General features: G+C 59.8%; 20 protein-coding genes. 8 read left to right on the top strand and 12 right to left on the bottom strand.

Annotation, left to right across the window (positions count from 1 at the left end):
• Window positions 1-10: 10 nt before the first annotated feature.
• From mreD to mreB, 3 genes are all read right to left on the bottom strand, one after another.
• The gene (gene mreD, locus FQ187_RS18210) at window positions 11-502 is read right to left on the bottom strand and encodes a rod shape-determining protein MreD (protein WP_149630546.1); all 492 of its coding nucleotides are present in this window, start codon (window positions 500-502) and stop codon (window positions 11-13) included.
• Entirely contained in the window at window positions 502-1,659 is a 1,158-nt protein-coding gene (gene mreC / locus FQ187_RS18205; protein ID WP_149630545.1) for a rod shape-determining protein MreC, read from the bottom strand. Before mreC ends, mreD begins: the two co-directional genes overlap by 1 nt.
• 142 nt (window positions 1,660-1,801) lie before the next feature.
• Entirely contained in the window at window positions 1,802-2,839 is a 1,038-nt protein-coding gene (gene mreB, locus FQ187_RS18200) for a rod shape-determining protein MreB (protein WP_002555108.1), read from the bottom strand.
• Between the two features lie 214 nt (window positions 2,840-3,053).
• Between mreB and gatC the strand changes: the two genes are divergently transcribed.
• The 6 genes from gatC (at window position 3,054) to FQ187_RS18170 (ending at window position 8,216) form a co-directional block, all read left to right on the top strand.
• Window positions 3,054-3,341, top strand: a complete 288-nt coding sequence (gatC, locus tag FQ187_RS18195; RefSeq protein WP_008026876.1) for an Asp-tRNA(Asn)/Glu-tRNA(Gln) amidotransferase subunit GatC — start codon at window positions 3,054-3,056, stop codon at window positions 3,339-3,341.
• A 16-nt stretch (window positions 3,342-3,357) separates the two neighbouring features.
• A complete protein-coding gene (gene gatA, locus FQ187_RS18190; RefSeq protein ID WP_149630544.1) occupies window positions 3,358-4,809 on the top strand; it encodes an Asp-tRNA(Asn)/Glu-tRNA(Gln) amidotransferase subunit GatA in 1,452 nt (483 codons plus the stop codon).
• A gap of 10 nt (window positions 4,810-4,819) precedes the next feature.
• Complete coding sequence (gatB, locus tag FQ187_RS18185) at window positions 4,820-6,265, top strand: Asp-tRNA(Asn)/Glu-tRNA(Gln) amidotransferase subunit GatB (RefSeq protein WP_149630543.1); 1,446 nt, start codon at window positions 4,820-4,822, stop codon at window positions 6,263-6,265.
• Window positions 6,266-6,352: 87 nt separating this feature from the next.
• Window positions 6,353-6,727, top strand: a complete 375-nt coding sequence (locus FQ187_RS18180; RefSeq protein WP_149630542.1) for a septal ring lytic transglycosylase RlpA family protein — start codon at window positions 6,353-6,355, stop codon at window positions 6,725-6,727.
• A gap of 50 nt (window positions 6,728-6,777) precedes the next feature.
• The gene (locus tag FQ187_RS18175) at window positions 6,778-7,839 is read left to right on the top strand and encodes a calcium/sodium antiporter (RefSeq protein WP_149630541.1); all 1,062 of its coding nucleotides are present in this window, start codon (window positions 6,778-6,780) and stop codon (window positions 7,837-7,839) included.
• A complete protein-coding gene (locus FQ187_RS18170) occupies window positions 7,836-8,216 on the top strand; it encodes a carboxymuconolactone decarboxylase family protein (protein ID WP_149630540.1) in 381 nt (126 codons plus the stop codon). Before FQ187_RS18175 ends, FQ187_RS18170 begins: the two co-directional genes overlap by 4 nt.
• On the opposite strand, the gene FQ187_RS18165 is transcribed toward FQ187_RS18170, so the two are convergent.
• The 5 genes from FQ187_RS18165 to kdgD form a co-directional block, all read right to left on the bottom strand.
• Window positions 8,213-9,154, bottom strand: a complete 942-nt coding sequence (locus FQ187_RS18165; RefSeq protein ID WP_149630539.1) for an AEC family transporter — start codon at window positions 9,152-9,154, stop codon at window positions 8,213-8,215. The two genes, FQ187_RS18170 and FQ187_RS18165, sit on opposite strands and share 4 nt — an antisense overlap.
• 159 nt (window positions 9,155-9,313) lie before the next feature.
• Complete coding sequence (gene garD / locus FQ187_RS18160; RefSeq protein WP_149630538.1) at window positions 9,314-10,867, bottom strand: galactarate dehydratase; 1,554 nt, start codon at window positions 10,865-10,867, stop codon at window positions 9,314-9,316.
• 11 nt (window positions 10,868-10,878) lie between these two features.
• Window positions 10,879-12,321: an MFS transporter gene (locus tag FQ187_RS18155; RefSeq protein WP_256667347.1), complete on the bottom strand. Its 1,443-nt coding sequence runs from the start codon at window positions 12,319-12,321 to the stop codon at window positions 10,879-10,881.
• Between the two features lie 26 nt (window positions 12,322-12,347).
• Window positions 12,348-13,793: an aldehyde dehydrogenase family protein gene (locus FQ187_RS18150; RefSeq protein ID WP_149630537.1), complete on the bottom strand. Its 1,446-nt coding sequence runs from the start codon at window positions 13,791-13,793 to the stop codon at window positions 12,348-12,350.
• Between the two features lie 61 nt (window positions 13,794-13,854).
• The gene (gene kdgD / locus FQ187_RS18145) at window positions 13,855-14,766 is read right to left on the bottom strand and encodes a 5-dehydro-4-deoxyglucarate dehydratase (protein ID WP_109627960.1); all 912 of its coding nucleotides are present in this window, start codon (window positions 14,764-14,766) and stop codon (window positions 13,855-13,857) included.
• 238 nt (window positions 14,767-15,004) lie between these two features.
• Here kdgD and FQ187_RS18140 point away from each other — a divergent pair, with 238 nt between their 5' ends.
• Entirely contained in the window at window positions 15,005-16,321 is a 1,317-nt protein-coding gene (locus tag FQ187_RS18140; RefSeq protein WP_149630536.1) for a phospholipase, read from the top strand.
• A gap of 14 nt (window positions 16,322-16,335) precedes the next feature.
• Window positions 16,336-16,527, top strand: coding sequence for a hypothetical protein (locus FQ187_RS18135; RefSeq protein WP_149630535.1), 192 nt, complete (start codon window positions 16,336-16,338; stop codon window positions 16,525-16,527).
• A 451-nt stretch (window positions 16,528-16,978) separates the two neighbouring features.
• Here the strand turns inward: FQ187_RS18135 and FQ187_RS18125 are convergent, their stop codons facing one another.
• The 4 genes from FQ187_RS18125 to FQ187_RS18110 all read right to left on the bottom strand — a co-directional run bounded on the left by FQ187_RS18125 (window position 16,979) and on the right by FQ187_RS18110 (window position 21,483).
• Window positions 16,979-17,728, bottom strand: a complete 750-nt coding sequence (locus FQ187_RS18125; protein WP_046045828.1) for a FadR/GntR family transcriptional regulator — start codon at window positions 17,726-17,728, stop codon at window positions 16,979-16,981.
• A gap of 108 nt (window positions 17,729-17,836) precedes the next feature.
• On the bottom strand, window positions 17,837-19,564 hold the full coding sequence (locus FQ187_RS18120; RefSeq protein ID WP_149630533.1) for an ABC transporter ATP-binding protein/permease: 1,728 nt from the start codon (window positions 19,562-19,564) through the stop codon (window positions 17,837-17,839).
• A gap of 97 nt (window positions 19,565-19,661) precedes the next feature.
• Window positions 19,662-20,228 carry a response regulator transcription factor gene (locus FQ187_RS18115; protein ID WP_008148925.1) on the bottom strand — a complete coding sequence of 189 codons (567 nt, stop codon included), beginning with the start codon at window positions 20,226-20,228 and terminating at the stop codon, window positions 19,662-19,664.
• Window positions 20,221-21,483 (bottom strand): ATP-binding protein, encoded by a 1,263-nt coding sequence (locus tag FQ187_RS18110; protein WP_149630532.1) that lies wholly within the window; start codon window positions 21,481-21,483, stop codon window positions 20,221-20,223. The genes FQ187_RS18115 and FQ187_RS18110 overlap by 8 nt, the downstream gene beginning before the upstream one ends.
• Window positions 21,484-21,719: the final 236 nt, after the last annotated feature.

The raw sequence follows: 21,719 nt of genomic DNA, 5'->3' as shown, positions 1-21,719 counted from the left end.
CCTGACCGAATTAATTGATTTTGTAGCGTCGACGCAAACCGCGCAAACCGTAGCTGATCCACGGCCAGAGCAATGCGCTGACCAGTGCCGGCAAGACCAGCGCCAGCGTCGGCTGACGATTGCCAGTCAGCGCGCTGAGCCACAGCTGAACAAGCTGCGCGAGGCCGAAGATCACCAGGATCATCAGGCTCTGCTGCCACATAGGGAACATGCGCAGACGCTGTTGCAGCGCCAGCACCAGGTACGTGATAAGCGTCAGGATCAATGCGTTCTGGCCCAACAGCGTGCCATAAAGCACATCTTCAGCCAGGCCCAGGCACCACGCGGTGACCATCCCGACTTTCTGCGGCATGGCCAACGCCCAGAAGGCCAGCAGCAAGGCCAGCCACAACGGACGGAGGATTTCCATGAATTGCGGCAGCGGCGAAACGCTGAGCAACATGCCTATGGCGAATGTCAGCCAGACAATCCAGCCGTTTCGGGAGGCAGTAGCACCCACCATTATTCTCGTCCCCCAGTGGTAGCCGGCGCAGAGACAGGCGGTTTGGCTGCAGGCTTCACGGCAGCGGGTGCCGTGGCCGGCGGTTTAACGGCCGCAGGTTGCGTCGCGGGCGGCTTGCTGGCGGCAGGTTTCGCAGCAGCAGGATGAGTTGCCGCAGGTTTGGGCGGGGTTGTGGCAGCAGGGGCAGCCGTCGGCGCTACCGGAATCGCGGGTGCTGCAACAGCAGCCGGGACGATGGCAGGTTTCGGCACTGTCGCTGGAATGATCGGTCCACCACCGTGCTGATCCAAGGCTTCTTGAGCCTGGGCAGCTTCATTGGCGCGCTCTTCGGCTGTGCGGCCGTCGGTGAACACCAGCAACAGGTAACGGCTGCGGTTCAAGGCGGCGGTCGGCACGGCACGCACAATAGCGAACGGCTGACCGGAATCGTGAATCACTTCCTTGACCGTCGCTACCGGGTAACCCGCCGGGAACCGCTGCCCCAGACCCGAGCTGACCAGCAGATCGCCTTCTTTAATGTCGGCGGTATCGGCCACGTGACGCAGCTCCAGGCGTTCCGGGTTACCGGTGCCGCTGGCAATCGCCCGCAGACCGTTGCGGTTCACCTGCACCGGAATGCTGTGAGTGGTGTCGGTCAGCAACAGTACACGAGAGGTGTACGGCATCAACTCGACCACCTGGCCCATCAGGCCACGGGCATCGAGCACCGGCTGACCGAGGACCACACCGTCGCGCTCACCTTTATTGATGATGATGCGGTGCGTGAATGGGTTGGGGTCCATGCCGATCAGTTCGGCCACTTCGACCTTCTCGTTGACCAGCGCGGAGGAGTTGAGCAACTCGCGCAGCCGAACGTTCTGCTCGGTGAGGGCGGCAAGCTTTTGCATGCGGCCCTGCAACAGCAGGTTTTCGGTTTTGAGTTTTTCGTTTTCGGCGACGAGCTCGGTACGACTGCCAAATTGGCTGGCCACACCCTGCCATAGCCGCTGTGGCAGGTCGGTGATCCAGTAAGACTGCATCAGTACCAGCGACATTTGGCTACGCACTGGTTTGAGCAGTGTGAAGCGGGCATCGACCACCATCAGCGCGACCGATAGCACGACCAGCACCAACAAGCGCACGCCCAGTGAAGGCCCTTTGGTGAAAAGCGGTTTAATAAGCCGCTCCTCCCAGGCAAATGTTCTCTTTATTCATACGGCATCAAACCGGCCTGGATGCAGACTGACAGAAGATAAACGCCAACAGGCAGCACTGCAAAGTGCTGCCTGTGCGCCAACAGCATAGATGCGTCGGGTGAGATCACTCGCTCGACAGCAGGTCCATGGTGTGTTTATCCATCATTTCCAATGCACGGCCACCGCCGCGAGCAACACAGGTCAGCGGGTCTTCGGCAACGATCACTGGCAGACCGGTTTCCTGGGCCAGCAACTTGTCGAGGTCACGCAGCAAGGCGCCTCCACCGGTCAGTACCAGACCACGCTCGGCGATATCGGAAGCCAGTTCCGGAGGCGATTGCTCCAGTGCACTTTTCACAGCCTGAACGATGGTGGCCAGGGACTCTTGCAGAGCTTCCAGCACTTCATTGGAGTTCAGGGTGAATGCGCGTGGAACGCCTTCGGCCAGGTTACGGCCACGAACGTCGACTTCGCGAACTTCGCCGCCCGGGTAGGCAGTACCGATTTCCTGCTTGATGCGCTCGGCAGTGGATTCGCCGATCAGGCTGCCGTAGTTGCGACGCACGTAAGTGATGATCGCTTCGTCGAAGCGGTCGCCGCCAACACGTACGGATTCGGCGTAAACCACGCCGTTCAGGGAGATCAGCGCGATTTCAGTGGTACCGCCACCGATATCGACAACCATCGAGCCGCGAGCTTCTTCAACCGGCAAGCCGGCACCGATCGCAGCAGCCATTGGCTCTTCGATCAGGAACACTTCACGGGCACCGGCACCGAGGGCCGATTCACGGATGGCACGACGCTCAACCTGGGTGGATTTGCATGGAACGCAGATCAGCACACGAGGGCTAGGCTGCAGGAAGCTGTTTTCGTGAACCTTGTTGATAAAGTATTGCAGCATCTTTTCGCAAACGCTGAAGTCGGCGATCACGCCATCCTTCATCGGACGAATGGCAGCAATGTTGCCCGGCGTACGGCCGAGCATGCGCTTGGCCTCGGTGCCGACAGCGACGACACTTTTCTGGTTACCGTGTGTCCGAATAGCCACAACCGAGGGCTCATTCAGGACGATACCGCGCTCGCGCACGTAAATAAGGGTGTTGGCAGTGCCCAGGTCAATGGAAAGATCGCTGGAAAACATGCCACGCAGTTTCTTGAACATGGGAAAGGGACCCTAGGCAACGCGTGGGTAAAAAAGTGCGGCAAACTCTAACAACGACAGGGATTTTGGGCAAGGCGCCAATATGTTAAATTGGCCGCTTTTCTGTGCACCAACCCCCACAATCGCGGCCTTATGACCGTAGAAATGCGGTAGTGTTCCGACAATCTAACACACGGATAGCATCCGTTCTGTTTTCCTTCCACTGGAGAATCCCATGACGCTTGAACGCTCCGACGTGGAAAAAATCGCTCATCTGGCCTGTCTTGGCCTTAATGATGCCGATCTTCCACACATCACTTCGGCCCTGAACAGCATTCTGGGGCTGGTCGACGAAATGCAGGCGGTCAATACCGACGGTATCGAGCCGCTCGCCCACCCACTGGAAGCCAGCCAGCGCCTGCGTGCAGACGTCGTGACCGAGACCAATCATCGCGAGGCCTATCAGTCCATCGCACCAGCGGTCGAAAACGGCCTGTACCTGGTTCCGAAAGTCATCGACTAAAGGGAAAGAGCCTGCAATGCATCATTTGACTCTGGCCGAGATCGCCCGCGGTCTCGCCGATAAAAAGTTTTCTTCCGAAGAGCTGACCAAAACCCTGCTGGCGCGTATCGCCCAGCTCGATCCGCAGCTCAACAGTTTCATCAGCCTCACCGAAGACCTGGCGCTCCAGCAGGCGAAAGCCGCTGACGCACGCCGGGCCAATGGTGAGAGCGGCGCCCTGCTCGGTGCGCCGATCGCCCACAAAGACCTGTTCTGCACCCAGGGCATCCGCACCAGCTGCGGCTCGAAGATGCTCGACAACTTTAAAGCCCCGTACGACGCCACCGTAGTCGCCAAACTGGCCGCTGCCGGCGCAGTGACCCTGGGCAAGACCAACATGGACGAATTCGCCATGGGTTCGGCCAACGAGTCGAGCTACTACGGCGCAGTGAAAAACCCGTGGAACCTGGAACACGTGCCCGGCGGTTCGTCCGGTGGTTCGGCCGCAGCCGTTGCCGCTCGTCTGTTGCCGGCCGCCACTGCGACCGACACCGGCGGCTCGATCCGCCAGCCGGCCGCGTTTACCAACCTGACCGGCCTGAAACCGACGTACGGTCGCGTTTCGCGCTGGGGCATGATCGCTTACGCCTCCAGCCTCGATCAGGGCGGCCCACTGGCACGCACTGCCGAAGACTGCGCCATCCTGCTGCAAGGCATGGCCGGTTTCGACCCGCAGGACTCCACCAGCATCGACGAGCCCGTGCCTGATTACAGCGCCGGCCTCAACGCTTCGCTGCAAGGCCTGCGCATCGGCGTTCCTAAAGAGTATTTCAGCGCCGGTCTCGACCCGCGCATTGCCGAGCTGATCCACAACAGCATCAAGGAGCTGGAAAAGCTCGGTGCCGTGGTCAAGGAAATCAGCCTGCCGAACATGCAACACGCGATCCCTGCGTATTACGTGATCGCCCCGGCAGAAGCCTCTTCCAACCTGTCGCGTTTCGACGGCGTGCGTTTCGGCTATCGCTGCGAAGACCCGAAAAACCTGGAAGACCTGTACAAGCGTTCCCGTGGCGAAGGTTTCGGCCCGGAAGTGCAGCGCCGGATCATGGTCGGCGCCTACGCGTTGTCCGCCGGTTACTACGACGCTTACTACCTGAAGGCGCAGAAGATTCGCCGTTTGGTGAAGAACGACTTCATGGCTGCCTTCAATGAGGTCGACATCATCCTCGGCCCAACCACGCCAAACCCGGCCTGGAAGCTTGGCGCCAAGAGCAGCGACCCGGTTGCTGCGTACCTGGAAGACGTCTACACCATCACCGCCAACCTCGCCGGTTTGCCGGGCTTGTCCATGCCAGCCGGTTTTGTCGACGGCCTGCCGGTCGGCGTGCAATTGCTCGCCCCGTATTTCCAGGAAGGTCGCCTGTTGAACGTTGCCCACCAGTATCAGCTCAACACTGACTGGCACACCCGCACCCCAACCGGCTTCTGAGGAGAAACACATGCAATGGGAAGTCGTGATCGGGCTGGAGATTCATACCCAGCTCACCACCCGGTCGAAAATCTTTTCCGGTAGCTCCACCACTTTCGGTTCCGAGCCGAACACCCAGGCCAGCCTGGTTGACCTCGGTATGCCTGGCGTATTGCCGGTGCTGAACCAGGAAGCAGTGCGCATGGCGGTAATGTTCGGTCTGGCCATCGATGCCGAGATCGGCCAGCACAACGTATTCGCCCGTAAAAACTATTTCTACCCGGACCTGCCCAAGGGCTACCAGATCAGCCAGATGGAATTACCGATCGTTGGCAAAGGCCACCTGGACATCGCTCTGGAAGACGGCACGGTCAAACGCGTCGGCATCACCCGCGCGCACCTGGAAGAAGACGCCGGTAAAAGCCTGCACGAAGAATTCAGCGGCGCCACCGGCATCGACCTGAACCGCGCCGGCACGCCGCTGCTGGAAATCGTGTCCGAGCCGGACATGCGCAGCGCCAAGGAAGCCGTGGCTTACGTCAAGGCTGTCCACGCGATGGTCCGTTACCTGGGCATTTGCGACGGCAACATGGCTGAAGGCTCGCTGCGTTGTGACTGCAACGTGTCGATCCGTCCGAAAGGACAGGTTGAATTCGGCACGCGCTGCGAGATCAAGAACGTCAACTCGTTCCGTTTCATCGAGAAGGCGATCAACACCGAAGTGCAGCGTCAGATCGAACTGATCGAGGACGGCGGCAAGGTGATCCAGCAGACCCGCCTGTACGATCCGAACAAGGACGAAACTCGCCCGATGCGCAGCAAAGAGGAAGCCAACGACTACCGTTACTTCCCCGATCCGGACCTGCTGCCGGTGGTCATCGAAGACTCGTTCCTCGACGACGTGCGCGCCACCCTGCCGGAATTGCCACCGCAGAAACGCGAGCGCTTCCAGGCGCAGTTCGGTCTGTCGGTCTACGACGCCAGCGTCCTGGCCACCAGCCGCGAGCAAGCCGATTACTTCGAGAAAGTCGTGAGCATCGGCGGCGACGCCAAGCTGGCGGCCAACTGGGTGATGGTTGAATTGGGCAGCCTGTTGAACAAACAGGGCCTGGACATCGATCAGTCGCCGGTCTCGGCCGAGCAACTGGGCGGCATGCTGCTGCGCATCACCGACAACACCATCTCCGGTAAAATCGCCAAAGTGGTGTTTGAAGCCATGGCCAACGGCGAAGGCAGCGCGGACGAGATCATCGACAAGCGCGGCTTGAAGCAAGTGACCGACACGGGCGCGATCTCGGCAGTATTGGACGAGATGCTCGCGGCCAACGCCGAACAGGTTGAACAATACCGCGCGGCAGACGAAGCCAAACGCGGCAAAATGTTCGGCTTCTTCGTCGGCCAGGCCATGAAAGCCTCCAAAGGCAAGGCCAACCCGCAACAGGTTAACGAACTGCTGAAAAGCAAGCTCGAAGGCTGATGAGAATGGAGCCAGATTTAAAGCCTGGCTCTAATCCCTGTGGGAGCGGGCTTGCTCGCTCCCACATTTGTATGTGGAAACCTTCGAATGAAACGCTTCCTCAGCGCCTGTGCCCTGCTCTCTCTGCTGGCCGGTTGCGCCAGCACCGACACCATCGATCCACACGGCTATGACAAGACCGGCGTTGCCTCGTATTACGGCGCCAAACACCATGGCAAACGCACCGCAAGTGGCGAGCGTTTCAACAAGAATTCCCTGACCGCCGCCCATCGCCAGTTGCCGTTTGGCACCCGGGTGAAGATTACCAACCTGAATAACGACAGGTCCTGCGTGGTGCGCATCAACGACCGCGGGCCATACTCTCGTGGGCGCCTGATCGATGTGTCACGTGAAGCGGCCGAACAGTTGGGCATGCTGCGCAATGGCACCGCGAAGGTTCGCGTGCAATCCCTCGACGACTGATAGACGGAGCGCTGACCATTTTCGGACTTGCCGATTTACCCCTGATCAGCGTGATTGAATTGCTCAGCGGCCTGCTGTTGCTGATCGCCGGCGCCGAGCTGATGGTGCGCGCCGCCGTGCGCCTCGCCGCGCGCCTGCATGTACGACCGCTGATTATCGGGCTGACCGTCGTCGCCCTCGGCAGCAGCGCACCGCAGATGGCGGTCAGCCTGCAAGCCACCCTGGCGCAGAACGCCGACATCGCCGTCGGCAGCGTGATCGGCAGTAGCATCTTCAACATCCTCGTCACCCTCGGGCTCTCGGCGCTGATCATCCCGCTGCGGGTTTCACGGCAACTGGTGCGCCTGGATATCCCGCTGATGATCGGCGCCAGCCTGCTGGTGTTCGTATTGGCGTGGAACGAAGAACTGACCCGCGCCGATGGCGTGATGCTGCTCGCGGCGCTGGTGCTGTATCTGGGCCTGCCGCTGCGCCAGTCGCGGCACTCGACCCGCCCGCAATCGACGACCCACGAAGTCCCGCAAGCACCCTGGCTCAGCAGTCTGCTGATGATCGTGGTGGGGTTGGCGATGCTGGTCTACGCGGGGCACTTGATGTTGGGCGCGGCGGTTTCGGTCGCGACCGATCTGGGATTGTCGGAGCGGATCATCGGCCTGACCATCGTCGCTGCCAGCACCTCCCTGCCGGAACTGGCCACCTCGTTGATCGCCGCCTTGCGCGGTCAACGCGACATCGCCGTGGGCAACGTGATCGGCAGCAACCTGTTCAACCTCTTGGGCGTACTGGGCTTCACCGCGTTGATCGCGCCGTCGCCGCTGTCGGTATCGCCCAACGCCCTGGACTTCGACTTGCCGGTGATGCTCGGCGTCGCGGTGGTGTGCCTGCCGGTGTTTTATTCCGGTTACCGGGTGACCCGCGCCGAAGGTCTGATGTTTTTGGGTTTGTATCTGGCTTACGGTCTGCACGTGGTGTCGTTCACCACCGGCATGCCGCTGGCCGGCAAGCTTGAACACCTGATGCTGTTTTTTGCCCTGCCGGCGCTGGTGGCGTTTTTGCTGTTCACGTCGCTGCGCGCCTGGCGTCGCCAACACCACAAGAGTGAATTGCCATGACCGATGATAAAAAGCCTGGCGTTGAAGTACGCCGCCAAGTGATGGGCGACGCCTTCGTCGACCGCGCGCTGGGCAATGCCACCGAGTTCACTCAACCGCTGCAGGACTTCGTCAACGAACACGCCTGGGGCAGCGTCTGGAACCGCGAAGGTTTGCCATTGAAAACCCGCAGCCTGATCACCCTCGCCGCGCTGACCGCGTTGAAGTGCCCGCAGGAATTGAAAGGCCACGTGCGCGGTGCGCTGAACAATGGCTGCACCGTGGAAGAGATCCGTGAAGCGCTGCTGCATTGCGCGGTGTATGCCGGTGTCCCGGCGGCAATCGATGCGTTTCGGGCGGCGCAGGAAGTGATCGATAGCTACCAGAAAGCCGACTAGATCCACCCGCCCCACTGCAACAGGAAGATCCCGAGGTTGGTGGTGATCGCTGCCATCAACGTGGTGATCACGATGATCGCCGCCGCCAGTTCATGATTGCCATTGGCCTGACGGGCCATGACAAAACTGGCCGCGGCGGTCGGGCTGCCGAAGTACAGAAACAGAATCCCCAACTCCGCACCACGAAAGCCCCAGAGCCACGCCCCCAGTGTCGCCAGCACCGGCAGGCCGATCATCTTCACCAGGCTTGAACTCAGCGCCATGTTGCCGCTTTTGCGCAGGGCCACCAGCGACAGTGTGCCGCCAATGCAGATCAGCGCCAATGGCAGGGTGGTTTGCGCCAGGTATTGGCCGGACTTCTCAAGCCATCCCGGCAAGCTGATCTGGAAGTAGGCAAACGGCGCCGCCGCAAACACGCTGATGATCAGCGGATTGACCATCACACTTTTGCAGATACTCCAGGGGTCGGACTTGATCACCGGGCTGTAAACCGCCAGCACAATGGTCGAGAGCGTGTTGTAAAACAGGATCACCAACGCCGCGAGAATCGCCCCGAGGGAAATCCCGTATTCGCCGTACATGCTTGCCGCCAGTGCGAGGCCGATCACCCCGTTATTGCCGCGAAAGGCGCCTTGGGTATAAATCCCCCGATCTTCCCGCGGGCACTTCCAGATCGCCCAGCCCCAGGCGATGGCAAAACACACCAGCGTCGCCAGCGAGAAATAGATCAGCAGCGCCGGTTGCAACGCGGCGTGCAGGTCGGCATGCAAGATGCCCAGAAACAGCAACGCTGGCATGGTGACGTTAAACACCAGGGCCGACGCAGTGTGGATGAAGTTGTCGTTGATCCAGTCGATGCGCTTGAGCAGCGCCCCCAGAAACAGCATGGCAAACACCGGCGCGGTGATGTTCAGGGTTTCGAGGAAGATAGCCAGCATGCCGGGGATAACCTTGGGTGAGCGTCGTTAGGGGGCTAATGATAAGCCACTAGGGACTCCGCCGTCTGATAGACCGCTTTCGCGAGCAAGCCCGCTCCCACAGGGGAATGCATTTCAAATGTGGGAGCGGGCTTGCTCGCGAAGAACGATAACGCGGTTTCAGGTGATTGGCGCCGGGTTAAACAGGGTGATGTCGTTATGCAGCTTGTGCTTCTCCGCCCAGGTTTGCTTCTTGCCGCTGGCCACCTCCAGGTAGTAGTGGAACAACTCCCAGCCGAGGTCTTCAATCGAAGCCCGCCCGGTCGCAATCCGTCCGGCATCGATGTCGATCAAGTCCGGCCAGCGCTGCGCCAGCTCGGTCCGGGTCGACACCTTCACCACCGGCGCCATCGCCAAACCATACGGCGTGCCACGCCCGGTAGTGAACACATGCAGGTTCATCCCCGCCGCCAATTGCAACGTCCCGCAGACAAAATCACTGGCCGGGGTCGCACAGAAAATCAGGCCTTTGCGCTTAAAGCGCTCGCCAGGACCCAGCACCCCGTTGATCGCGCTGCTGCCGGATTTGACGATCGAGCCCAGGGACTTCTCGACAATGTTCGACAACCCGCCCTTCTTGTTGCCAGGCGTGGTGTTGGCGCTGCGATCCGCTTCGCCCTTGGCCAGGTAACGGTCGTACCAGTCCATCTCGCGCACCAGTTCCTGAGCGACTTCCTCGGTTTCCGCACGGGACGTGAGCAGGTAAATCGCGTCGCGCACTTCGGTGACTTCGGAAAACATCACCGTCGCGCCAGCGCGCAGTAACAGGTCCGAGGCATAACCCAACGCCGGGTTGGCGGTAATCCCGGAAAACGCATCGCTGCCGCCGCACTGCATACCGAGAATCAGCTCGGACGCCGGAACGGTTTCCCGGCGACGCTGATCGAGCTTCTTCAACCGGGTCTCGGCCAGCGCCATGATCTGCTCGATCATCTCGGTGAAACCGTGACTGGAATCCTGCAAGCGGTACAACCACGGATCGCTCAAATCCACCGAGCTGTCGTTCTCGTGCATCACCTGCCCGGCCTGCAATTTCTCGCAGCCCAGGCTGATGACCAAGGCCTCGCCACCCAGGTTCGGGTTACGCGCGAGGTTGCGCACCGTGCGGATCGGGATGTACGCGTCAGTCGCGGTAATCGCCACGCCACAGCCGTAGCTGTGGGTCAGCGCGACCACGTCATCAACGTGCGGATACTTGGGCAGCAACTCGTCCTTGATGCGCTTGACCGCATGGTCCAGCACGCCGGTGACGCACTGAACCGTCGTGGTAATCCCGAGAATGTTGCGCGTACCGACGGTGCCGTCAGCGTTGCGATAACCCTCGAACGTGAAGCCTTCAAGCGGTGCCTGCGCCGCCGGCACTTCGGTGGACAGCGGCAAGCTGTCCAGCGGTGGCGCTGTGGGCATGCGCAGTTGATCTTCCTTGACCCAGCTGCCGCGCGGAATCGGCTGCAACGCGTAGCCGATGGTCTGCCCGTAACGAATCACCTGGCCACCCACGGGAATGTCTTCCAGGGTGACCTTGTGGCTCTGTGGCACGAAATCCACGGTGACCAGGCCGTCCGGAAACTCGGTGCCGGCCGGCACGCCTTGGTCATTGACCACGATCACTACGTTGTCCCGCTCGTGCAGGCGGATGTAGCGCGGCGAGTCGGAATGTTCAATCAACTGCATGACGCCGCTCCTCAGGAATGCGCTTCAGATAATTTATTGTTCGTTTCAGGGCCACTGACTGGCGGCTCCTTGAGTACCACACGTTTGATCGGACCGACGATTACCAGGTAGCTGAACACCGCGACCAGGGCGTTGCAACCGACAAACACCAGCGCCCATTTGAACGAACCGGTGGAGCTGATGATGTAGCCGATGACAATCGGGGTGGTGATCGAGGCGATGTTGCCGAAGGTGTTGAACAAGCCACCGCTGAGACCGGCGATCTGTTTTGGCGAGGTGTCAGACACCACGGCCCAACCCAGCGCACCCACGCCTTTGCCAAAGAATGCCAGGGCCATGAAGCCGACAACCATCCATTCAACGTCCACGTAGTTGCAGGCCACGATGCTGCTGGAGACCAGCAAGCCGGCAATGATCGGCGCCTTGCGGGCGAAGGTCAGCGAGTGGCCCTTGCGCAGCAGGTAGTCGGAAATCACGCCGCCGAGCACACCACCAATAAAGCCGCAGATCGCCGGCAACGAGGCAATGAAACCCGCCTTGAGGATGGTCATGCCGCGTTCTTGCACCAGGTACACCGGGAACCAGGTCAGGAAGAAGTAGGTGATGCCGTTGATGCAGTACTGGCCCAGATACACGCCGAGCATCATGCGGTTGGTCAGCAACTGGCGGATGTAGTCCCACTTCGGTCCATCGACCTTTTTGCCTTTGCCCTTGTCCTGGTCCATGTCGACCATCCCGCCGTTGTCGGCGATGTGCTTGAACTCGGCGTCATTGATCATCGGGTGTTGGCGCGGGCTGTGGATAACCTTCAGCCAGATCCCCGAGAAGATGATGCCGATCACGCCCATGACGATGAACACGTGCTGCCAGCCGAAGCTGTAAACGATCCAGCCCATCAGCGGCGCGAACAACACGGTGGCGAAGTATTGCGCCGAGTTGAAAATCGCAGACGCCGTACCGCGTTCAGCGGTCGGGAACCAGGCCGCAACAATGCGTGCGTTGCCGGGGAAGGATGGCGCTTCGGCCAGGCCCACCAGGAAGCGCAGCATGAACAGCGCAACCACCGCCGTGGACATGCCGAACTCACCGACATAGCCCTGCAGCACGGTGAACAGCGACCAGGTGAAGATGCTGAGCGCGTAGATTTTTTTCGAGCCGAAACGGTCCAGCAGCCAGCCACCGGGAATTTGCCCGGCCACGTAGGCCCAACCGAATGCAGAGAAGATGTAACCGAGGGTGACCGCGTCGATGCCGAGGTCTTTTTGCAGGCTGGAGCCCGCGATGGCGATGGTAGCCCGGTCGGCATAGTTGATCGTGGTCACCAGAAAAAGCATGAGCAAAATCAAATAGCGGACGTGGGTCGGCTTGGTCGCTTGCATGTAGATGTACTCCCACTGATTATTTTTATGCGCGGGTGAATCTTTGGTTGTGGAAGCAGCCGGTCGACGCTCGATTGCTCGCTCCCACAGGGGTCTTGCGTTTACGACCCGATGTAAGAGGTCTTCACCACGGTGTAGAACTCTTGCGCGTAGCGACCTTGCTCGCGAGATCCATAGGATGAACCTTTACGCCCACCGAATGGAACGTGGTAATCCACGCCCGCCGTCGGCAGGTTGACCATCACCATCCCGGCCTGGGAGTGGCGTTTGAAGTGGTTGGCGTACTTCAACGACGTGGTGGCAATGCCCGCCGACAGACCGAATTCGGTGTCGTTGGCCATGGCCAGCGCAGCCTCGTAATCCGCGACGCGAACCACGTTGGCCACCGGGCCGAAGATCTCTTCGCGGCTGATGCGCATCGCGGCTTCGCTGTCGGCAAACAGGGTTGGCGCGAGGTAGTAACCTTCGGTGTCGCAAGTCACCAGACCGCCGCCGCTGACCAGACGTGCACCTTCGGACTGGCCGATGTCGATGTACTTCAGGTCCTGTTCAAGCTGCGCTTGCGAGACCACCGGACCAATGTCGGTGCCGGTTTTCAACGCGTGACCGACTTTGATCGACTTCATGCGCTCGGCCACGGCTTCGACGAACTTGTCGTGAATCCCGGCAGTGACGATGAAGCGGCTCGAGGCCGTGCAACGCTGGCCGGTGGAGTAGAACGCGCTCTGTACCGACAGCTCGACCGCTTGCTTGAGGTCGGCATCGTCGAGAATGATCTGCGGGTTCTTGCCGCCCATTTCCAGCTGAACCTTGGCCTGACGCGACACGCAGCTAACGGCGATCTGACGACCGACACCCACGGAACCGGTGAAGCTGATGCCGTCGACTTTCGGGCTCTGCACCAGCGCATCGCCAACCACTCGACCGCTGCCCATTACCAGGTTGAACACGCCGGCCGGGAAGCCTGCGCGGGAGATGATTTCTGCCAGCGCCCAAGCGCAACCCGGCACAAGATCCGCCGGTTTCAGGACGACGCAGTTGCCGTAGGCCAGGGCCGGGGCGATTTTCCACGCAGGGATCGCGATCGGGAAGTTCCATGGCGTGATCAGACCGACCACACCCAGCGCCTCGCGAGTCACTTCGACGTTCACACCCGGACGCACCGACGGCAGATAGTCGCCGGACAGGCGCAGGCATTCACCGGCGAAGAACTTGAAGATGTTGCCGGCGCGAGTCACTTCGCCGATGGCTTCGGGCAGGGTCTTGCCCTCTTCCCGAGCCAGCAAGGTGCCGAGCTCTTCGCGGCGAGCGAGGATTTCGCTGCCGACTTTATCCAGGGAATCATGACGTGCCTGAATGCCCGAAGTGGACCACGCCGGGAACGCGGCGCGAGCGGCGTCGATGGCGGCGTGGACCTGAGCCAGATCAGCCTTGGCGTATTCGCCGATGGTATCGGTCAATTCGGACGGGTTGATGTTGGTGCAGTAATCGCTACCCGCAATCCATTCACCGTTGATGTAGTTATCAAAACGCTTTGCATCTGCCACGGGATGTTCTCCTCACGCAAAAGGCCGCTGAATACTCAGCGGCCTTGTTTAATCGGATGTGTTACTGCGCACCTTGCTTGTCGATCAGCGCGGCGAGCATTTCGTACTCTTCGCCGGTAAGATCGGTCAGCGGCGCACGCACAGGACCTGCGTCATAGCCGGCAATCTTTGCCCCGGCCTTGACGATGCTTACGGCATAACCGGCTTTGCGGTTACGGATGTCCAGGTATGGCAGGAAGAAGTCGTCGATGATCTTGCCAACGGTGGCGTGATCTTCGCGCGCGATGGCGTGGTAGAAATCCATCGCGGTTTTCGGGATGAAGTTGAACACCGCCGAGGAGTAAACCGGTACGCCCAGGGCCTTGTAGGCAGCGGCGTAAACTTCGGCGGTCGGCAAACCACCCAGGTAGCTGAAGCGATCACCGAGGCGGCGACGGATCGACACCATCAACTCGATATCGCCCAGGCCATCCTTGTAGCCGATCAGGTTCGGGCAGCGCTCAGCCAGACGTTCCAGCAGCGGCGCGGTCAGGCGGCAGACGTTGCGGTTGTAAACCACCACACCGATTTTTACCGATTTGCACACAGCTTCAACGTGGGCGGCAACGCCGTCCTGGCTGGCTTCGGTCAGGTAGTGCGGCAGCAGCAACAGGCCTTTGGCGCCCAGGCGCTCGGCTTCCTGTGCGTATTCGATGGCTTGACGAGTGGAACCGCCAACGCCGGCCAGAATCGGCACGCTGGTTTCGCAGGTGTCGACGGCAGTCTTGATGATTTCCGAATATTCGCTGGCCGCCAGAGAGAAGAACTCGCCGGTGCCGCCCGCGGCGAACAATGCCGTGGCGCCGTATGGGGCCAGCCATTCGAGACGTTTGATGTAGCCCGCGCGATGGAAATCGCCCTGAGCATTGAAATCGGTAACCGGGAAAGACAGCAGACCGGAAGAGAGGATGGACTTCAGTTCTTGTGGATTCATTATTCGAACACCCTGGGTAGCGACGTATGTGTGTGAAAAAACCGTTCAGCCTGAGCCGAAGTTGTAGGTCATCGTACAACTTAAATAATAACCGTCAACTGCATTTCATCACCAACCGCAGAATTTGAGTCGGAAAGGTATTTTCTTGACGTAGGAAATTTCTCGCCTATGATCCAGATAACTGTATATGCATACAGTTATTTTTTGATCGTACCGACGACATATCAAGGAGATAGAAATGTCAGGTCTACACGCACAACCGAAGGAAAAACCAAAACAGGTCATTGCCGAGCTGGATGATCTTTTTACCGAGCATGGCATCCCTCTCATCGGGAATAACCCACATGTGATCTTGCAGATTGCTGATCATCACAGCTCTACGCCTACCCTTCCCGCGCCTCTGCCCACAGCCTCCGGCAATGCCCTGAAAGGCAAGCCACAGCTGAGGTTCGAGGGTGGCGAACACACCGCCATCGGCGACAGCACACTGCTGCGCTTCATCAAGGACGCACCGGCTATCCCCGCTTCGCAGGTGGAACTGCATCTACCCAATGGGCTGGCGCTGACCTATGGCCAGGTCATTGCGCTGGGAGGTGATTTCTATGGAATTCCCGATCAACCGATAAGCGAAGGCGCGACAGGCGCCGACCGAATCCAGCGTTTTACCAACGCCTTCAACTCGCTGGCCGTGCTGCCTGCTGCTAACGCTGAAGCCAAGCTGATCCTCGGCGTGATGCAAAAGGAAATCGCCGCGATCAAGCAGGCGATCAAGGACGGTAAACAACCTCACGAAGCCTATGACGCCCTCGGTGATACGTTGTCGGAAGAGTGGAACAAGATCACCGGCGGCGGCAGTGTCGTTTCGGCGCTGCTCCCATTTGGCCGCTACCTGAAACTGGCCGCCAACAATGCCGATCACTTCGCCGAATGGGCGCTGCTGGCCTACATCGCCGGGCACACCGCGGCGGTGCAACAAGCGGTGCGGGCCTACACCAGCGGCGATGAAAAGCAGCTGGAGCTGGCCTATGCGATGAACGCTTTTGCCGATCACTACCTGACCGACCTGTTTTCCGCCGGCCACTTGCGAGTGCCGCGCAAACAATTGGCAGCGGTGGTCACGCCCAGTGATCTGGGTTCGTTGATCACGCGATTCATGCACGACGAAGACAGCAAGTTCGGCCTCAATGTGCGCAATGGCAACGGCGATCAATGGCACGCGTATGGGGACAAGCGCTACTTCGACGACCTCTCCAGCGCCAATCGCATCCAGGTGAATCAGGCGGTTCAGGTGTCTGCGGATGAAGTGTTCGCGGCTTATCTCAGCGGAATCGCCCCATCGGCCGGCCAATTCGGCGCCTTGAAAAAGATGCCTGATCTGCAAGCCGTACTGAACCTGGCGACCAACTTCTCGCCGCTGTTCAGGGTCGAGGGCAACAAGGTGCTGCGACGCAAGGACGTCAACAACCTGAACGACGCCGCCACCGTGGACGACTGGTGGGGCTGGAGCACTTATTTGCTGCTCAAGGATTACAAACCCACTGGCAACGTTGCCTGATAAGGAGATCGATGATGACTATCAAATTAAAACTGGAACTGGCCTCGGGGCAATCGCTGAAGGGCGCGCCGTTGGAGTTGTTGGCTGACGGTGTACCGATTGCTCGGGGGGTTGTGGATAAGCATGGAGGGGCGATGTTCGATGTTAAATCTGCGGCGGCTCAGTTGGCCGTGAGGGTGGATCGTTCGATTCTGAAGACTGGCTGAAGCTAATGGCCCCATCGCGCAGGCTCGCTCCCAGAAGGGATCTACTGTGAACACATTATTTGTGGGCGCCAATGACCCAAGGTGGGAGCGAGCCTGCTCGCGATGGAATTTCCCATGACGCAGCAAACGGTGCTGAGACGCTGACCGTTCATCGAAACTGTTATTTCTTACAGTATCGCGTAAATGCTCTTTACCGCTAAATCACCGGATCGATCAACAATCAGGCATGCGGCCATGAAAACAATTCACCGGTTCACTTTTCCCACAACGACCAAACACTCGGCCTTGGAGGTAACCCCCGATTTCGATCTCTCCGTACAAGTCGGAAATCTCGTTGAGTTTGAGACGATTCCCGACGTGAACTGGGTGATCACTCAGAAAAAATACAAAGTGTTAATGGATAACACAATCGAGTACGTCGACTACGACACAGACATCGCTCAATAACGGCCTACCCCCGCTGCGCCTCAGCCTCTTCATGCGCATGGCGCAGCCGCTCCCGGCTGTTCGTCAGATGTAACCGCATCGCCGCCCGCGCAGCATCCGAATCCTGACGTGCAATCGCATCGTAAATTTCTTCGTGCTCTCGGCTCAGACGATTCATGTAGTGCTGCTGATCGTCATGTGCCAGGCGCGCCGAGTTCAGTCGCGTGCGCGGAATGATGCTGGTGCCGAGGTGGGTCATGATGTCGGTGAAATAGCGGTTGCCCGTCGCCAGGGCGATTTGCAGGTGGAACTGGAAGTCGGATGCCACGGCATCGCTGGCATGGGAAACACTTTCATTCAACGCGTCCAGCGCTGCTCGCATCAACGCCAGTTGCTCGGGGCTGCGGCGCTGCGCGGCAAGGCCGGCGGATTCCACTTCGAGGCTGATGCGCAGTTCCAGAATCGCCAGCACGTCACGCAACGTGACCACGGTCGCCGGGTCGATACGGAAACCGCTCGGGCTTGGGGTGTCGAGCACGAAGGTGCCGATGCCGTGGCGGGTTTCCACTTGCCCTGCCGCCTGCAAACGGGAAATCGCTTCGCGCACCACGGTGCGGCTGACGCCATGGGCATCCATGATCGCCGACTCGGTGGGCAATTTGTCGCCACGCTTGAGGTGACCGTCGCGGATCTGCTCGGACAGCACCGTCACCAGTTCCTGAGCGAGGCTGCGGCGCTTGCGAGGGAGGCGTGGTGCGTCGATCGGGTTTTCCATGGTGAACGTCTTTCTCGAAAGTTGCGGCTGAAACCGCATCATAGCTCAACGCGGTTGTACGATCACCGTCGGGGTGAACACCATTCCCCACAGGAGGGGTTGTGGCGATTATGCGGTCACGGTTTGATCCACCAGATGGCCATTCTCGATACGAACATGCCGTGGATGGAACCGCTTCAGGCTGCTGCGATGCCCAACGCTGACAATGCTCAACCCCGGAATCTCATCGATCAAGGTCTGATACAGCGACGCTTCGTCCTCCTCGTCCATCGCCGAGGTCGCTTCGTCCATGTACAGCCATTGCGGTGCATAAAGCAGCGCACGAGCGAAGGCCAGACGCTGTTGCTCGCCCGGCGACAACATGCGCTGCCAGTGATTGGCTTCGTCCAGACGGGCAACGAGATGCGGCAAACGACAGGCTTCCAGCACATGAACGTAGCGCTCGTGCGGATACGTATCGCCAGACTGTGGATAACTCAGCGCTTCACGCAGGCTGCCAATCGGCAGATACGGTTTTTGCGGCAGGAACAGATAACGCCCCGTCGGCAGACGAATACTGCCGTGACCAGCCGGCCACAGATGACCCATCGCCCGCAGCAAGGTGGACTTGCCGCTGCCGGAACGGCCGCTGAGCATGACGCGCTCGCCCTCCTCCACGGTCATGTCGGCGTTGGTCAGCAGGTGACGACCGTCAGCGAGGTCCAGGCCAAGGTTGTGCACCTTCAACGCCGAGCCGTGATTCTGCACATCGATCGCCGGTGCGCGCTCTTCGTTGTCGGTCATGGCCTGGCGGAAACTCAGCAGTCGGTCACAGGTGGCGCGCCACGCGGCGAGATTCTGATACGCACTGATAAACCAGCTGAAACTCTCCTGCACGTTGCCGAACGCCGAACTGATTTGCATCAGATCGCCGAGTTCGATCTTGCCAGCGAAGTAACGCGGTGCCGCGACCATGAACGGAAAGATGATAGCGGCCTGGCTATAACCGGCGGTGAAGAACGTCAGACGCTTGGACACCTTCATAATGTCCCAGAAGTTGTGCCAGACCATCCCGAAACGGTAGCTCAAGCGACGGTTTTCATTGGGCTCGCCGTTGTACAGCGCAATGCTTTCGGCGTTTTCGCGAATCCGCACCATGGAAAAACGCAGGTCGGCTTCGAAACGTTGTTGTTGGTTGTTCAAACCGATCAAGCGACGACCAATCAAATGCGTCAGCCAGCTGCCGATCACGGCATAGACCAGCACACACCAGAACATGTAGCCGGGAATGGTGAAACCGAACACTTCGATACTGCCCGACACGCCCCACAGAATGATCGAGAACGACACCAGGCTGACAATGTTGCGAAGCAAACCAATGCCCAGTTCCAGGGTGTTCGAGGTAAAGTTGTTGAGGTCTTCGGAAATCCGCTGGTCCGGGTTATCGGTGTAACCGCCCTGTTCCAGCTGGTAGTAATTCTTGTTGCCGAGCCAGCGGGCAAAATGCTTTTCGGTGAGCCAGGCTCGCCAGCGGATGGTCAGCATCTGGGTCAGATAGAGCCGGTAGACGGCACCGATGATTGCCACCGCCGCAATCCCGCAGAAATACAGGATCAGCCGCCAGAAGGCCGCCTCGTCCTTTTGTTGCAGGGCGTTGTAAAAATCCTTGTACCAGGTGTTGAACCACACCGAGATCCCCACGCTGACCAGCGACAGCGCGATCACAGCGATCAGCAACGTCCAGGCCTTGCCCTTCTCTTCACTGCGCCAGTAAGGAGTGGTCATCGCCCAGACTTTGCGAAAATACTGCCCGCGCACAGCATCGTTGACCGCGGAATATTCAGCGTTCTGATTCATGGATAAGGCTCGATAAAGAAAAGAACACACACGAACCGATCATAGATGATCGGTTCGGTTTGTCGCGAGGAGCGGCCCGCATTCGTTCAGCGCAGGTTCAGCGACGAACGGGACGCTTCTGCAGTTTGCGCTGCAGCGTGCGGCGGTGCATGCCCAGGGCGCGGGCCGTGGCGGAGATGTTGCCTTCGTGTTCGGTCAGCACGCGCTGGATGTGTTCCCACTGCAGGCGATCCACCGACATCGGGTTTTCCGGCACCAGTGTGTCGAGGTCGGCGTGCTCGGAGAGCAGCGCGGCCAACACGTCATCGGCGTCCGCCGGTTTGCACAGGTAATTGCAGGCACCGCGCTTGATCGCCTCGACGGCGGTGGCAATGCTCGAATAACCGGTGAGGATTACCACGCGCATTTCCGGGTCCAGTTCAAGGAGCTTGGGCAACAGCACCAGGCCGGAATCGCCGTCCATTTTCAGGTCCAGCGCGGCGTAGTCTGGCAGGTCAGCCTGAGCGATGGTCAGGCCTTCTTCGGCGGAACCGGCGGTGCTGACGCGAAAGCCACGGCGGGCCATGGCACGGGCCATCACCCGGGTAAACGTTGCGTCGTCGTCTACCAGCAGCAAATGCGGCAGTTCTTCGCCTTCGCCTTCGACTTGGATCTCGTCACTCATGTTCGTCTCCTCGGGCGACACGGGGCAGGCGCAGCTCGGTGAGCGTGCCGCCTTCCTCATGACTGTAGAGTTTCACTGAGCCGCCGGCGCGTGTCACGCTGGCCTTGCTCAAAAAGAGGCCCAGGCCGAAACCTTTGCCCTTGGTGGTAAAAAACGGCTTGCCGATCTGCTCGGCAATGGCCAGCGGCACACCGGCGCCGTGGTCGCGAATGCTGATGGTCAAATCCTCGGCATTCCAGTCCAGCGTCACTTGCAACCCTTCGGGGCAAGCGTCGGCGGCGTTGTTGAGCAAATTCAGCAGCGCCTGGGTCAGGTCTGGTGGTGGCGCCATGCGTGGCACGGTGCCTTGGCCCAAGCGCTGGAAGCGGTAACTGGCTTCCGGGCGCATCAGGTGCCAGCGATTCAGGGCTTCGTCGAGCCAATCGGTGACGTCCTGCATTTCCACGGCCAATCGGCGATTGGCCTCGGCGGCGCGCACCAGTTGCTGCAAGGTTTCCTTGCAGAGTTTGACCTGATCCTGCAGCACGCTCAGGTCGTCTTGCAACATCGGGTCGTGATGGTCCTGACGCATTTCCTTGAGCAACACGCTCATGGTCGCCAGCGGCGTGCCCAGCTCATGGGCAGCACCGGCGGCCTGGGTGGCGACGGCCAGCAGTTGCTGATCGCGCAGGCCCTCTTCGCGACGGATGGCGCGCAGTTCTTCCTGACGACGCAGCTCCTCGGCCATGCGTGCGGCGAAGAAGGTGATGACCGCCGCGGCCAGGGCGAAACTCAGCCACATCCCGTAAACCTGCAGGTTTTCCCGAGCGATCGGGAAGGTTTGCAGCGGATAGAAGCGCGCCAGCAGCAGGGTGTACATCGTCAACGCAATACCGGACAGAATCACCGAATAACGCCACGGCAAGGTCACGGCAGCGATGGTCAGCGGCACCAGGTAATAAGAGACGAAGGGGTTGGTCGACCCGCCGGAGAAATACAGCAAGGCACTGTGGATAAACAGGTCGCAGGCCAGTTGCACGGCGTATTCGAGTTCGGTAACCGGCCATGAGGTGCGCAGGCGAATCGCCGTGAACGCGCACAGCAACATCGAGCAACCCAGGGTCGCGGCCAGTTGGAACCAGGGCAGCGGCAGCAAGTCGAGCCAGTAGGCCAGGCCCACGGAACCGGCCTGAGCGGCCAACACCAATGTGCGGATGAACGTCAGCCGCCAGAGATTCTGGCGAGTAGCGGAAGTGATTTGAACGGCGGCGAGCATGAGCTCTCCTGATGAGCGCTCCAGGCGGATCGCACGGAGTATAACCAAGCACGGGGGCTGGCAGGCAAAAGTGCGGCAAACGGCCACAGCCTATTGGCCGACACGCATCCCTTGTAATTGGATGGACTCGCCCAAGCCGAGGCGTCAATGCGCCACGGTGGCAGTCTAAACAGCCAACGACAGCGAGGGCGAGTCCATGAAAAATCATAGTTCGATTGATCAATCCCTGTCTTCTT

Source organism: Pseudomonas sp. ANT_J28 (genome assembly GCF_008370005.1).
GTDB lineage: Bacteria > Pseudomonadota > Gammaproteobacteria > Pseudomonadales > Pseudomonadaceae > Aquipseudomonas > Aquipseudomonas frigoris.
The sequence above is the reverse complement of the archived record's forward strand: the minus strand, read 5'-3'. Positions and strand labels throughout refer to the sequence as shown.

Coding starts and splice junctions, on each gene's coding strand:
- gatC (WP_008026876.1), top strand. CDS start 3,054: ATGACGCTTGAACGCTCCGACGTGGAAAAAATCGCTCATCTGGCCTGT.
- FQ187_RS18180 (WP_149630542.1), top strand. CDS start 6,353: ATGAAACGCTTCCTCAGCGCCTGTGCCCTGCTCTCTCTGCTGGCCGGT.
- mreD (WP_149630546.1), bottom strand. CDS start 502: ATGGTGGGTGCTACTGCCTCCCGAAACGGCTGGATTGTCTGGCTGACA.
- gatA (WP_149630544.1), top strand. CDS start 3,358: ATGCATCATTTGACTCTGGCCGAGATCGCCCGCGGTCTCGCCGATAAA.
- garD (WP_149630538.1), bottom strand. CDS start 10,867: ATGCAGTTGATTGAACATTCCGACTCGCCGCGCTACATCCGCCTGCAC.
- kdgD (WP_109627960.1), bottom strand. CDS start 14,766: ATGAATCCACAAGAACTGAAGTCCATCCTCTCTTCCGGTCTGCTGTCT.
- mreB (WP_002555108.1), bottom strand. CDS start 2,839: ATGTTCAAGAAACTGCGTGGCATGTTTTCCAGCGATCTTTCCATTGAC.
- FQ187_RS18125 (WP_046045828.1), bottom strand. CDS start 17,728: ATGGAAAACCCGATCGACGCACCACGCCTCCCTCGCAAGCGCCGCAGC.
- FQ187_RS18120 (WP_149630533.1), bottom strand. CDS start 19,564: ATGAATCAGAACGCTGAATATTCCGCGGTCAACGATGCTGTGCGCGGG.
- FQ187_RS18135 (WP_149630535.1), top strand. CDS start 16,336: ATGACTATCAAATTAAAACTGGAACTGGCCTCGGGGCAATCGCTGAAG.
- FQ187_RS18110 (WP_149630532.1), bottom strand. CDS start 21,483: ATGCTCGCCGCCGTTCAAATCACTTCCGCTACTCGCCAGAATCTCTGG.
- gatB (WP_149630543.1), top strand. CDS start 4,820: ATGCAATGGGAAGTCGTGATCGGGCTGGAGATTCATACCCAGCTCACC.
- FQ187_RS18115 (WP_008148925.1), bottom strand. CDS start 20,228: ATGAGTGACGAGATCCAAGTCGAAGGCGAAGGCGAAGAACTGCCGCAT.
- FQ187_RS18140 (WP_149630536.1), top strand. CDS start 15,005: ATGTCAGGTCTACACGCACAACCGAAGGAAAAACCAAAACAGGTCATT.
- FQ187_RS18165 (WP_149630539.1), bottom strand. CDS start 9,154: ATGCTGGCTATCTTCCTCGAAACCCTGAACATCACCGCGCCGGTGTTT.
- FQ187_RS18170 (WP_149630540.1), top strand. CDS start 7,836: ATGACCGATGATAAAAAGCCTGGCGTTGAAGTACGCCGCCAAGTGATG.